The sequence below is a fragment of the Staphylococcus simulans genome, assembly GCF_002994445.1.
Classification (GTDB): domain Bacteria; phylum Bacillota; class Bacilli; order Staphylococcales; family Staphylococcaceae; genus Staphylococcus; species Staphylococcus simulans_B.
This window is the reverse complement of record NZ_MRZJ01000003.1, coordinates 1-13,340: the sequence shown is the minus strand read 5'-3', so window position 1 is coordinate 13,340 and position 13,340 is coordinate 1. Positions and strand designations below refer to the sequence as shown.

The following is a 13,340-nucleotide window of genomic DNA, read 5'->3' as shown; positions in this document are numbered from 1 at the left end:
GTACAGTAGATAGATGAATGCAACTGTGAGGGGTAGCACTTACTAAGAAGCTTGCTTTCTTGCATATAATAGCTCTATTTGCATCCTTGCTCTGAAATCGAAAATGAAGGCGTCTCGGTATCTAATACTGCTTGCGCACCGTAGGGCAAAATACATTTAGGTTCATTATGGCCAAAACTTGCATTAAACATAACAATCAAATGATCATAGCCGTTTTCTTTTAAGACATCTTGCCATGTTGTTTTAATCATTTGCGCTTGCTCAATTTGCTGAGGCTTCCCTATAATTACACCACTGATTTTATCGAATATACCCATGTAAACAAAAGAACGCAGCGCTTGTTTTAAAAAGTATGGCGGTAATTGCGATTCAGAGTTTTCCACAAATAATATACTATTTTCAAATGCTTCAATTTCAGGAAATACAGATGTACCTCTCAAGTTATTAAGAACTTCAAAACAACCGCCTATTAATTTTCCTTCAGCAATACCATTACCATTAATCACTTCATAGCCTGTGTTTTCAATTTTCGGCCGTGATACAAAGCGGCTTTGTTTTCCCCACTTCAAACCGAATTGACGGTAATAAGGAGCAGTGTCAATATTTCCGATAATCTGGTTAGCAAACAGCGTTTTGAATATATGATCTGTTGTATATTCATCCATCTCTATATGTTCTGCGAAATCCGTTAAAACAGCAGGCCCGTAATAACTGCGTACTCCTGCTTTGAAAAACTTCAAATGAATTGATGTCGCATCTGAATAGCCCATGAAAATTTTAGGATGCTGCTGTATCAGCTTCTCATCAAGAAAAGGTACAATTCTCATAGATTCTTCACCGCCGATGAATGTAATCAGTGCTTTAACTTCTTCATCTAAGAGTGCTTGATGAATATCATCTGCTCTTTTTTCTGGATGACGATATACGAAATCCAGACCTTTCAATGCATTCGGCATCACTTTTACTTTCAAACCGAAAACTGTCTTTAAACGGTCAATTGCTATTTGTATACGATATTGCACAAAGGCTTCGCCTGCTACTCCCGAAGAAGGTGAAATCAGCGCAACCGTATCTCCTCTTTTTAAGTGTTCTGGTACTATTAACTGTTTCATTCAGTTCTCCTCCAACTTCTTCCTAAAACTGTATAAAAAAATAAAAAACAGGTGATGCGAATCACCTCAACCCAAGGTCACCCGCTTCACCTGCTTCTTTATTGCCTGTCTATTAAGTAAAGCTGGATACAAAAGTCCTTTTGATTACATTCAGCCCTGCTTTTGCGCTTTACCTATTATGATTTATTTTTGTGCTGCTGCTTCTTTTTCTCTGACACCGTTTAACATAGCTTCAGTCATTTTATCTAAGTCATATTTTGGTGCGAAGCCCCATTCATCTCTTGAACAGCTTGTGTCGATCGCATCCGGCCAGCTGTCCGCTATACCTTGACGTACAGGATCTACATCATAACTTAATTTGAAATCTGGAATATGCTTGCGAATAGATGCTGCAATTTCTTCTGGCTCAAAGCTCATACCGCTTAAGTTGAAAGCACAGCGATGTTTTAATTCACCTTCAGGAGCTTCCATTAATTTAATAATTGCATCAATCGCATCATCCATAAACATCATGTCCATGTAAGTGCCTTTATCGATGAAGCTAGTGTATTCTCCCTTACGTACTGCTTCAAAGTAAATTTCAACAGCATAGTCTGTAGTTCCGCCGCCTGGTTCTTTAACATATGAGATTAAACCTGGGAAACGTACACTGCGTGTATCTACACCGAATTTAGTATGGTAATACTCACATAACAATTCTCCCGATACTTTATTTACCCCGTACATTGAAGTTGGACGTTGGATTGTAAGTGCAGGTGTATCTTTCTTAGGTGTTGTCGGTCCGAATGCACCGATTGAACTTGGTGTAAAGAATTGCAAGTCATATTCACGTGCTGTTTCTAACGCATTGACTAAACCGCCCATGTTGATATTCCAAGCAAGTTGCGGGTTCTTTTCAGCAGTTGCTGAAAGTAATGCAGCCATGTGCATCATCGCATCCGGTTTAAACTCAGAAACGATTTCCTTCATACGCTCTATATCTGTCACATCAAGAATTTCGAATGGTCCTTCCTTGATTGGAGAGTCTGCTTCTGGCTCTCTGATATCTGTCGCCAATACATTATCTGTTCCGTAAATTTCACGACATTTCAATACAAGTTCCGTACCGATTTGGCCAAGTGCACCAGTAATCATAATTCTTTTCATGAATTTCATCCCCTTGAATTTGAGTGTGTTTTTATAAAGACAAGGTGTATTTCTGAGATGTACATTCTGTTTCTATTTGAATATATTTTACTATATCTCCTTACTATTGTATATATCATATGTACAAAGATAAGTAAAGCGCTTACATTTGCATATTGCAATTTTTCACCATTTTATCATTTTTACTTATAACTTTAATAAGCACATACATCTTAAAGGTTTTTGCGACAACAGTGCCGTAAAGTTTCATAGCCTTCTTTTTCATAAAATAAAGCCGCATGATCATTTTGTACCCAGTAATCCAATTCTACTGTATCGCATGCTTCTTGAACCGCAATCTTTTCAATATAATCTATAAGCGCATGTCCATACCCGTTATTTTGATAATCAGGTTCTATACCGATTTGATGTACATATAAAGTCTTTTGCGCATATCGAAAAGGTGTTTCATCCAAAGTAAGCACCTGACACCACACGTAACCTACTGCTTCTTCTTTCTCTGTTGCGACTAGCAAATAATGTTCTGGACGCTCAATCAGCTTTTGAAATAAATCTAATGTATCTAAATAATGATAGGGTTTGAAGATATCTGGATAGGCTTGATGATGCAAAGTGTGTACATTTTTATTCAGGCGTGCTAATAACGCTGCATCTTCGCATGTTGATATTTTCATATCTCTTCCCCTCTTTCGCTTCTTCCTTTAATTCGATAATCGTTCTTCCTTCATGTTATGCTTATTCTAACAATTTCACGTAAATATTGCTCAAACTAAGGAGGCGCTCATTATGTGTACAAGCTTAACTTATACATCGCAACACGACAGCAATTATTTAGCACGCACTATGGATTTTTCTTTTGCGTTAAACTCATTTCCTAAAGTCATTCCAAGACATCATGATTGGACAACAATGAATGGCCGAGACTTTACATTAGATTACGGCTTTGTCGGTACTGCAATGACTGTGAATGGTGTTGTTTTTGCGGATGGCGTAAATGAACAAGGCTTGGCTATTTCAGTGCTTTATTATCAAGAAGAAGCATCTTATGCCACATCCACTTCTAGCGACAACATTAATTTAGAACCGGAAGAATTTATTATGTGGGCATTAGGCATGAATGATTCTATTAAAGAACTCAAAGAACAAGTGGATAGTGTACGCTTGTTAAAACAAGTCAATCCCGCTTTAGATAGTGTACCGCCGCTTCACTTTATGGTCACAGATCAAACAGGACAAAGTGTTGTAGTGATTCCTGCAGATGGGCAGCTCATCATTAAAGAAAATCCTGTCCGTGTCTTAACGAATAACCCAAATCTCGAATGGCACTACCAAAACTTAAGACAATATACCAACTTCAATGTCGAAGCACCTTCACCTTCTTTGCTTGGGATTGAAACTATACGTCCCTTAGGTGTAGAAGCAGGCACTGAAACATTGCCAGGCGGTTATACTTCACCATCTCGTTTTGTGAAGATGGCACACTTCAGACAATTTATCGAAGATACAAAAGATGATCGCAAACGTTTGAACAACCTTTTCAAACTGTTGGATACTGTCAGTATTCCGCGCGGTATTGTCTTAGACGAAGGCACAATTTATTACACGCAATACCAAGCCATAGCAGATACACATCATTTAACTTATTATTTCAAAGACTACAGCAGCAACAATATTTATAAAATCAAACTTACCGAAGACTTGTTGTCGTCTGGCGAAGAAAAATCGTATGTCGTCAAACCTGAGTTGAACTTTACTGATTTAACAGAAGCAGCACCTGATGCTTAATATTTTATGAACAAACCAGAACACATAAAACTCATAAAATACAAAAAATAAAGCGGAAAAGCTCATCCTTGAACTTTTCCGCTTCTTTTCATACTTGTTATTAAATAATACCTAATTCTTTACCTACTTTTTCATACGCTGCTAAAGCATCATCTAACATTTCTTTAGTGTGTGCAGCTGTAGGCATATTGCGTACACGGCCTGTACCTCTTGGAACAGTTGGGAAGACAATTGATTTTACATAAACGCCTTCATCTTTTAAGCGTGAACTGAATTCTTGTGTTTTCTTTTCATCACCAATGATTACTGGTGTAATCGGAGTATCTGAGTTTCCGATATCATAGCCTAATTTTTTCAAGCCTTCTTTAAGGTAGTCGCCATTTTCCCAAAGTTTGTCATGCAACTCTGTAGAATCCATTAATTTGCGTACTGCTGCGATAATTGCTGCTGAAGATTCTGGAGTTAATGAAGTTGAGAATAAGAATGGACGAGATTGTACTTTTAACCAGTCGATTAATTCTTGAGATCCAGCTACATAACCGCCAACAACACCGATTGCTTTAGAAAGTGTACCGATTTGGAAATCGATTTTATCTTGCAAGCCGAAATGTTTAACTGTACCGGCACCTTTGCCCATCACACCTGAACCATGTGCGTCATCAACGTAAGTGATTAAACCGTACTCTTCCGCAATTTCAACGATTTCAGGTAATTTCGCAACGTCGCCGTCCATACTGAAGACACCATCAGTAATGTACATAACTTTATTGTATTGACCTGATTCAACCGCTTCTTTTGCTTTTTGGCGTAAATCATCCATATCTGAGTGGTTCACACGAATGATTTTAGCTTTTGATAAACGGCAGCCGTCAATGATAGAGGCATGGTTTAATTCATCAGAAAGGATTGCATCGTTTTTGTTCATAACTGCTGAAATCGCAGCCATGTTACAGTTGAAACCAGATTGGTATGCGATTGCTGCTTCAGTACCTTTGAACTCTGCTAATGTTTTTTCTAATTCATCATGCACATCTAAAGTACCATTGATTGAACGAACAGCACCTGCACCTACACCGTATTTATCAATTGCTTTTTTTGCTACTTCTTTAAGATCTTCGTTTGTTGCTAATCCTAAGTAGTTGTTTGAAGATAAGTTGATATAGTTTTTACCGTTAATTGTAATTTCCGGTCCGTTTGCACCCTCAATTGTGTCAATTTCGTTGTAAAGTCCGTTATCTTTTAAATGCTGGATATTTTCACTTAAAAAATTGTGTAATGATTGAACCATTGGTAGTAAATCCCCCTTGTATTTGATTACATATATCATAACGCATTTTATTCTTTTAGAAAAGCTGAGTACTTTTAAATAACTTTAAATTCGCATTTTTTAGCATTTTCAAAGTTTGAAAATATCGTCTTTCTCCTTTCGGGTTTAAATCAAAGGGTCCGTGCTATAATAAGTACATCTATACTAATTACAGAAGAGGTGAATACCATGATTAATTGGTATCAACTTGCACAAGAGAAAGAGAAGTCTATGATTCAAATCAGAAGACATCTGCATCAATATCCAGAACTCTCTTTCGAAGAACACAACACACATGATTATATCGTCAATCAGCTCGAACAGCTTGCTTGCGATATCCGCCGTCCTGTCGGTAAAAACGGGATTGTCGCAACGTTTAAAGGACAAGAAGAAGGGCCGACTGTTGCGCTGCGTGCTGACTTTGATGCATTGCCTATCACTGAATTAAACGATAAGCCCTACCGTTCTAAAAACGAAGGCTGCATGCACGCATGCGGACATGATGGACATACTGCTATCTTACTAGGTGTGGCACAAATTATTAATGAAAACTTAGCCTATTTAAAAGGCAACGTCGTTTTAATCTTCCAATACGGCGAAGAAATTGTCCCGGGCGGTGCCCAGCAAATGATTGATGATGGTGCTTTAGACGGTGTAGATCGTGTTTACGGCAACCACTTATGGAGCGGCTATCCCACAGGCATCATCTATTCACGCCCTGGTGCTATGATGGCATCACCTGATGAATTTACTGTCAGTATTCAAGGTAAAGGCGGACATGGCGCAAAACCGCACGAAACAATTGATCCGATTGTCATCTTAGCTGAATTTATCTTAAGTGCGCAAAAGATTGTTTCTCGTACTGTAGACCCGATTAAACAAGCTGTGGTGACATTCGGTATGATTCAAGCAGGTGCATCAGATAGTGTTATCCCTGACTCAGCTATCTGCCGCGGTACCGTAAGAACGTTCGATTCAGAACTGCAGACCCACATTATGAATAAACTCGATAAACTCTTGCAAGGTTTAGCAGTCGCAAACGATATCGAATATACACTAGATTACGAACGCGGTTATGTCCCTGTTCATAATAATGAACAAGCGTATGAAACAGTAAAACAAGCAGCACATGACTCTAATTTAAGATTTACAGAAGCAGAAATGATGATGGTCGGAGAAGACTTCTCTGCCTATCAACGTGTCAGACCAGGCGCATTCTTCTTAACAGGCTGCGGCAACGCTCAAAAAGGTACTGACTACCCGCACCATAGTCCTTATTTCGATATTGATGAAGCTGCACTTAAATATGCGGCAGCAGAATTCTTGAAAATACTTGAACTTGAGACTGTGTTATCTCCTGAGAGGCTATAATCAAAGCAAACTGGATTAATAATATATATATATATAAACACAAAGCAGCAATGCACACCGTAAAAGGCCGCATTGCTGCTTTGTTATGTAAAAAAAAGAGTCCCTCATAAGAGAGACCCTTTATTATAAATTCAACTAAGCTAGTCGAAATTATGCTTGGATTTCAGTAACAACGCCTGATCCTACAGTACGTCCACCTTCACGGATAGAGAAACGAGTACCGTCTTCAATCGCGATTGGAGCGATTAATTCAACAGTCATTTCTACGTTATCCCCAGGCATTACCATTTCAGTACCTTCTGGTAAGTTAACAACGCCTGTTACGTCAGTAGTACGGAAGTAGAATTGTGGGCGGTAGTTAGTGAAGAAAGGAGTGTGACGTCCACCTTCATCTTTAGATAAAACATAAACATCAGCTTTGAATTTAGTGTGTGGAGTAATAGAGCCAGGAGCTGCTAATACTTGTCCACGTTGTACGTCTTCACGTGCAACACCACGTAATAAAGCACCAATGTTGTCACCAGCTTCAGCGTAGTCTAATAATTTACGGAACATTTCTACACCTGTAACTGTTGTTTTTTTGCTTTCTTCTGTGATACCGATGATTTCAACTTCTTCACCGACTTTGATTTGACCACGTTCAACACGGCCTGTAGCTACAGTACCACGACCAGTGATTGAGAATACGTCCTCAACTGGCATCATGAATGGTTTATCAGAGTCACGTTCTGGAGTTGGAATGTAGTCATCTACAGCTTGCATTAAGTCTAAGATTTTTTGTTCGTATTCTGGGTCGCCTTCTAAAGCTTTTAATGCAGAACCAACGATAACTGGTACATCGTCACCAGGGAAGTCGTATTCAGATAATAAGTCACGAACTTCCATTTCAACTAATTCTAATAATTCTTCGTCATCAACCATGTCAGCTTTGTTTAAGAATACAACTAAAGCTGGTACACCAACGTTACGTGATAAAAGAATGTGTTCACGAGTTTGTGGCATTGGACCATCTGCAGCAGATACTACTAAGATACCGCCGTCCATTTGAGCAGCACCAGTGATCATGTTTTTAACATAGTCAGCGTGTCCTGGGCAGTCAACGTGAGCATAGTGACGTTTGTCAGTTTGATACTCGATGTGTGAAGTATTGATTGTAATACCACGTTCTTTTTCTTCTGGAGCGTTGTCAATCATGTCGTATGATTGTGCTACAGTGTCACCATTTTTTGCTAATACAGTTGCGATAGCAGCTGTTAAAGTTGTTTTACCATGGTCAACGTGACCGATAGTACCAATATTGGCATGTTCTTTTGAGCGATCGAATTTTTCTTTAGCCATTATGAAATCTCTCCTCTTCTTGTTAAAAAGTTATTTAAATTATCTCTCATGATAGTTTCTCACCACCATGAGAGCTGATTGTTAAGTTGTAAAGGGCTAATTCCTTTATAAAGCATTTGGTTCAAAAAATCAATTAAGGAACCCTGCCAAGCAGAAACTTGGCTCAGAACTAAAGATGAATCAATTATTCACCTTTATTTTTCTTGATGATTTCTTCAGAAATTGATTTTGGAACTTCCTCATAGTGATCGAAGTACATAGTGTAAGTACCGCGACCTTGAGTGTTAGAACGTAATGAAGTTGCGTAACCGAACATTTCTGAAAGCGGTACGTATGCACGAACCATTTGAGCATTACCACGTGGTTCCATACCATCTACGCGTCCACGGCGAGCTGTTACGTCACCCATGATGTCGCCCATGTATTCTTCAGGCATTAAGATTTCAACTTTCATCATTGGTTCTAAGATTACTGGATCTGCAACTTTAGCAGCTTCTTTAAGTGCTAATGAAGCAGCGATTTTGAAGGCCATTTCAGATGAATCGACATCATGGTAAGAACCATCGTAAAGTTTAGCTTTTACGTCGATTAATGGATAACCAGCTAATACACCGTTTTCCATAGCATCTTTAAGACCAGCTTCAACTGATGGAATATATTCACGTGGAACTACACCACCAACGATAGCGTTTTCGAATTCGAAACCTGCGCCAACTTCGTTTGGAGTGAATTCAATATGAACATCACCATATTGACCACGACCACCAGATTGACGAGAGAATTTACCTTGAACTTTAGCTGGTGTTTTGAATGTTTCACGGTATGAAACCATTGGCGCACCAACGTTAGCTTCAACGTTAAATTCTTTTTTCATACGGTCTACAAGAATGTCTAAGTGAAGTTCACCCATACCGCCGATGATAACTTGTCCAGTTTCTTCATCAGTGTGTGCATGGAATGTTGGGTCTTCTTCTTGTAATTTAACTAAAGCTTGAGTCATTTTATCTTGGTCAGCTTTAGATTTTGGTTCTACTGATAAGTGAATAACAGGTTCTGGGAATTCCATTGATTCCAAGATAATGTCATTTTTCTCACCGCATAAAGTATCACCAGTACCAGTTTCTTTAAGACCTACCGCAGCAGCGATATCGCCTGAGTAAACTGTGCTGATTTCTTTACGAGTGTTTGCGTGCATTTGTAATAAACGACCTACACGTTCACGTTTATCTTTAGTAGAGTTTTTCACGTATGAACCAGAGTTCATTGTACCTGAGTACACACGGAAGAATGTTAATTTACCAACGTAAGGGTCAGTCATAACTTTGAATGCTAATGCAGCGAATTCTGCATCGTCATCTGCTCTAGCAATGATTTCTTCATCAGGGTTGCTAGCACGGTGACCAACGATTGGTTTAACATCTAATGGTGATGGTAAGTAGTCAATTACTGCGTCAAGCATTAATTGAACACCTTTGTTTTTGAAAGCAGTACCGCAAAGTACTGGGTAGAATTCGATATCTAGAGTTGCTTGACGAATAGCTTTTTTCAATTCATCAACTGAAATTTCTTCGCCTTCTAAATATTTTTCCATTAACTCTTCGTTAACTTCAGCTACTGATTCGATTAATGTTTCACGCGCTTCAGCTGCTTTGTCTTTGTAGTCGTCTGGAATTTCGATTTCTACTACTTCTTCACCAAAGTCACCATTGTATTGGAAACATTTCATTTGAACTAAGTCAATGATAGCTTCAAATTCGTCTTCGGCACCAATTGGTAATTGAATCGCTTGAGCGTTAGCGTCTAAACGATCGTGTAAAGTACTTACTGCATATTCGAAGTTAGCACCTAATTTGTCCATTTTGTTTACGAATACGATACGAGGAACTCCGTAAGTAGTAGCCTGACGCCAAACTGTTTCAGTTTGTGGTTCAACACCTGATTGTGCATCAAGTACTGTAACCGCACCGTCAAGTACACGTAATGAACGTTCAACTTCAACTGTGAAGTCTACGTGTCCTGGAGTATCGATAATGTTGACACGATGATCATGCCATTGTGCAGTTGTTGCTGCTGATGTGATTGTGATACCACGGTCTTGTTCTTGTTCCATCCAGTCCATTTGTGCCCCACCATCGTGAGTTTCACCAATTTTGTGGATACGTCCAGTGTAAAACAGGATACGTTCAGTAGTCGTTGTTTTACCTGCGTCAATGTGAGCCATGATACCAATGTTACGAGTTTTTTCCAAAGAAAAGTCTCTAGCCATTGTATTGTTTCTCCTTCCAGTAATTACTGAGTAAATACTTTGTATATGGCGATGCCCTAAGCATGCCTATGGTAGTACCATGCGAACATACTCAGGGTTAAACCTTGAATCTTACCAGCGGTAGTGAGCGAATGCTTTGTTCGCTTCAGCCATTTTGTGTACATCTTCACGTTTCTTAACTGCGCCGCCTGTGTTGTTAGCTGCATCTAAGATTTCGTTAGCTAAACGTTCTTCCATAGTTTTTTCACCACGAAGACGTGAATAGTTCACTAACCAACGTAAACCTAAAGTAGTACGACGTTCTGGACGTACTTCAACAGGTACTTGGTAGTTAGAGCCACCTACACGGCGAGCTTTAACTTCTAATACTGGCATGATGTTGTTGATTGCTTCATCGAATACTTCCATTGCGTCGCGACCACTGCGTTCTTGTACAAGGTCGAATGCTGAATAAAGAATTCTTTGAGCTGTTCCGCGCTTACCATCTAACATGATTTTGTTAATCAATTTTGTCACTAACTTAGAGTTGTGAATTGGATCTGGTAAAACGTCTCTTTTTGGTACTGATCCTTTACGAGGCATAATCAGAGTCCTCCCTTCATATTATAGTATAATCTCATAATCTATCTCGAAAATTTACGTAATCTTAAACTTATTTTTTAGGACGTTTAGTACCGTATAATGAACGGCTTTGCATACGACCTTCTACACCTGAAGTATCAAGTGCACCACGAACGATATGGTAACGCACACCAGGTAAGTCTTTTACACGACCTCCACGTACAAGTACAACACTGTGTTCTTGCAAGTTATGGCCGATACCAGGGATATATGCGTTTACTTCGATGTTGTTTGATAAACGAACACGCGCATATTTACGTAACGCTGAGTTAGGTTTTTTAGGTGTCATTGTACCAACACGAGTACAAACGCCACGTTTTTGTGGTGAGTTCAAGTCAGTAAATTGTTTTCTCATACTGTTAAAACCTTTGTTCAAAGCTGGTGAATCTGATTTCTTAGCTTTGCTTTTTCTTGGTTTACGTACTAATTGGTTAATAGTAGGCATTTAAGATGTCCTCCTCTCCTGTTTTATAATCCCACACATCCAGGTGGTTCATTTTTAGGTTAAATAAAATTTAGTAAGCATAATTACTTACTAATTCTCATTTCAATAGAGCAACAATTGCTGCATCTACGTTGATACCTGCAAATTCTCCTAAAGCTTTCTTGCTTTCGAAAAATGAAACAGATATATCGCTATGATTGATCTTACTTAACACGTCTGACAGCAAATAAACTTCAACGTCTTGAGCAATAATCAATGATGTAACTCGGTTCTTTTTGAGCGCTTTGAGCGTCTCTTTCAAACCAACAACACTATGGTGTTTGTTAAAGCGTGCAACTTTTTCATTAGACATTGACTATCCTCCAAAGTTTTGCTTGCATCAACCTTTATAATAGTAACACTTTCCATAGATTGCGTCAACATTATTTTTCAATATACTGTCGACTTTTTTAATCATAACAAATTCAGAAAGAATTTCAAACATCTTCACTGATTTCTTACAACTTTTATTTCAAATTATCCAATAAAAGAAAGCCAATACCCGCTTTCTTGCGAAAGCAGTATTGGCTTCAAAATTAACATTTATTATTGTTGCGGTGTATCTTCCGCAAGTACTTCTACTGCCTCTTTAACTTGAGGATCGATATGTTTTTCGTATTTAGCATCGCTGTAACGTCTCATACCTGTACCTGCAGGAATCAATTTACCGATAATAACGTTCTCTTTAAGTCCAAGCAAGTCATCACGTTTACCTTTGATAGCTGCATCAGTAAGGACACGTGTTGTTTCTTGGAATGATGCGGCTGATAAGAAGCTTTCTGTTTCAAGAGACGCTTTAGTAATACCAAGCAATACTGGTTTAGCAGTTGCCGGACGTTTGCGTTCTTTGAATGCTTCTCTGTTTGCATCTGTGAAGTTATGGATGTCTACTAATGAACCTGGTAATAATTTAGTATCGCCAGCTTCGATGATACGTACTTTACGTAACATTTGACGTACCATAACCTCAACGTGTTTATCGTCGATTTCTACACCTTGCATACGGTAAACTTTTTGAACTTCTTTAAGCAAGTAACTTTCAGTCGCATTTAAACCTGCTACTGATAAGTAGTGCTTAGGTTCGATAGAACCTTCAGTTAAAACTTCACCGCGTTCAACGTGTTGGCCTTTTTCAACTTTAAGACGTGAAGTACCTGAAGCAAGATAAGATCTTGTTTCATTTGCACCTTTAATCACGATTTCTTGTTGACGGTCTTTCGCAAGTTTGATGTCTTCAACAGTACCTTCAATGTCAGTGATAACTGCTTGACCTTTAGGGTTACGTGCTTCGAAGATCTCTTGGATACGTGGAAGACCTTGTGTGATATCGCTTCCGGCTACCCCGCCTGTATGGAAGGTACGCATTGTAAGCTGTGTACCTGGTTCACCGATAGATTGTGCTGCGATTGTACCAACCGCTTCACCAACTTCAACTTTTTCACCAGTCGCAAGGTTTTTACCGTAACATTTTTCACATACACCATGACGTGTGTTACATGTAAATGCTGAACGGATATACATTTGCTCAATACCAGCATCTGTAATGCGTTTTGCGATTTCTGGTGTGATTAATTGATCTGGTTCTACTAACACTTCATCTGTTTCTGGATGACGTACCGTTTCTTTAGAGTAACGGCCTTCAATACGCTCGATGAATGGTTCGATCATTTCTGTACCTTCTTTAATGTCAGATACAAGCAAGCCGCGGTCAGTTCCGCAATCTTCTTCACGAACAATAACATCTTGTGCCACGTCAACCAGACGACGAGTAAGGTAACCTGAATCGGCAGTTTTAAGTGCTGTATCGGCAAGACCTTTACGCGCACCGTGAGTAGAGATGAAGTACTCTAACACTGTTAAACCTTCACGGAATGAAGATGTGATCGGCAACTCGATGATTTTACCTGATGG

The 13,340-nt window shown here is 39.0% G+C and carries 11 protein-coding genes and 1 pseudogene; 2 read left to right on the top strand and 10 right to left on the bottom strand.

Annotated elements, in window-relative coordinates:
• Positions 1-74: 74 nt before the first annotated feature.
• The 3 genes from C7N65_RS05070 to C7N65_RS05060 form a co-directional block, all read right to left on the bottom strand.
• Positions 75-1,112 carry a S66 peptidase family protein gene (locus tag C7N65_RS05070; protein WP_105993391.1) on the bottom strand — a complete coding sequence of 346 codons (1,038 nt, stop codon included), beginning with the start codon at positions 1,110-1,112 and terminating at the stop codon, positions 75-77.
• 183 nt (positions 1,113-1,295) lie between these two features.
• Positions 1,296-2,258 (bottom strand): L-threonine 3-dehydrogenase, encoded by a 963-nt coding sequence (locus C7N65_RS05065; protein WP_105993390.1) that lies wholly within the window; start codon positions 2,256-2,258, stop codon positions 1,296-1,298.
• A gap of 212 nt (positions 2,259-2,470) precedes the next feature.
• Complete coding sequence (locus C7N65_RS05060; protein ID WP_105993389.1) at positions 2,471-2,932, bottom strand: GNAT family N-acetyltransferase; 462 nt, start codon at positions 2,930-2,932, stop codon at positions 2,471-2,473.
• A 112-nt stretch (positions 2,933-3,044) separates the two neighbouring features.
• Here C7N65_RS05060 and C7N65_RS05055 point away from each other — a divergent pair, with 112 nt between their 5' ends.
• Positions 3,045-4,043 carry a choloylglycine hydrolase family protein gene (locus C7N65_RS05055; protein WP_105993388.1) on the top strand — a complete coding sequence of 333 codons (999 nt, stop codon included), beginning with the start codon at positions 3,045-3,047 and terminating at the stop codon, positions 4,041-4,043.
• A gap of 100 nt (positions 4,044-4,143) precedes the next feature.
• On the opposite strand, the gene C7N65_RS05050 is transcribed toward C7N65_RS05055, so the two are convergent.
• Positions 4,144-5,331 (bottom strand): glycine C-acetyltransferase, encoded by a 1,188-nt coding sequence (locus tag C7N65_RS05050; RefSeq protein WP_105993387.1) that lies wholly within the window; start codon positions 5,329-5,331, stop codon positions 4,144-4,146.
• Between the two features lie 207 nt (positions 5,332-5,538).
• On the opposite strand from C7N65_RS05050, the gene C7N65_RS05045 reads away from it, so the two are divergent.
• The gene (locus C7N65_RS05045) at positions 5,539-6,720 is read left to right on the top strand and encodes a M20 family metallopeptidase (RefSeq protein WP_105993386.1); all 1,182 of its coding nucleotides are present in this window, start codon (positions 5,539-5,541) and stop codon (positions 6,718-6,720) included.
• 150 nt (positions 6,721-6,870) lie between these two features.
• Here the strand turns inward: C7N65_RS05045 and tuf are convergent, their stop codons facing one another.
• The 6 genes and pseudogenes from tuf to C7N65_RS05015 all read right to left on the bottom strand — a co-directional run.
• Complete coding sequence (gene tuf, locus C7N65_RS05040; protein WP_105993385.1) at positions 6,871-8,058, bottom strand: elongation factor Tu; 1,188 nt, start codon at positions 8,056-8,058, stop codon at positions 6,871-6,873.
• Positions 8,059-8,242: 184 nt separating this feature from the next.
• On the bottom strand, positions 8,243-10,324 hold the full coding sequence (fusA, locus tag C7N65_RS05035) for an elongation factor G (RefSeq protein ID WP_105993384.1): 2,082 nt from the start codon (positions 10,322-10,324) through the stop codon (positions 8,243-8,245).
• A 111-nt stretch (positions 10,325-10,435) separates the two neighbouring features.
• On the bottom strand, positions 10,436-10,906 hold the full coding sequence (gene rpsG, locus C7N65_RS05030) for a 30S ribosomal protein S7 (protein WP_002481335.1): 471 nt from the start codon (positions 10,904-10,906) through the stop codon (positions 10,436-10,438).
• A 70-nt stretch (positions 10,907-10,976) separates the two neighbouring features.
• Positions 10,977-11,390, bottom strand: a complete 414-nt coding sequence (gene rpsL / locus C7N65_RS05025) for a 30S ribosomal protein S12 (protein ID WP_002481334.1) — start codon at positions 11,388-11,390, stop codon at positions 10,977-10,979.
• 97 nt (positions 11,391-11,487) lie between these two features.
• Positions 11,488-11,742, bottom strand: a complete 255-nt coding sequence (locus tag C7N65_RS05020) for a ribosomal L7Ae/L30e/S12e/Gadd45 family protein (RefSeq protein WP_105993383.1) — start codon at positions 11,740-11,742, stop codon at positions 11,488-11,490.
• A gap of 233 nt (positions 11,743-11,975) precedes the next feature.
• A pseudogene (locus C7N65_RS05015) lies at positions 11,976-13,340 on the bottom strand (DNA-directed RNA polymerase subunit beta'); the annotation flags it as partial.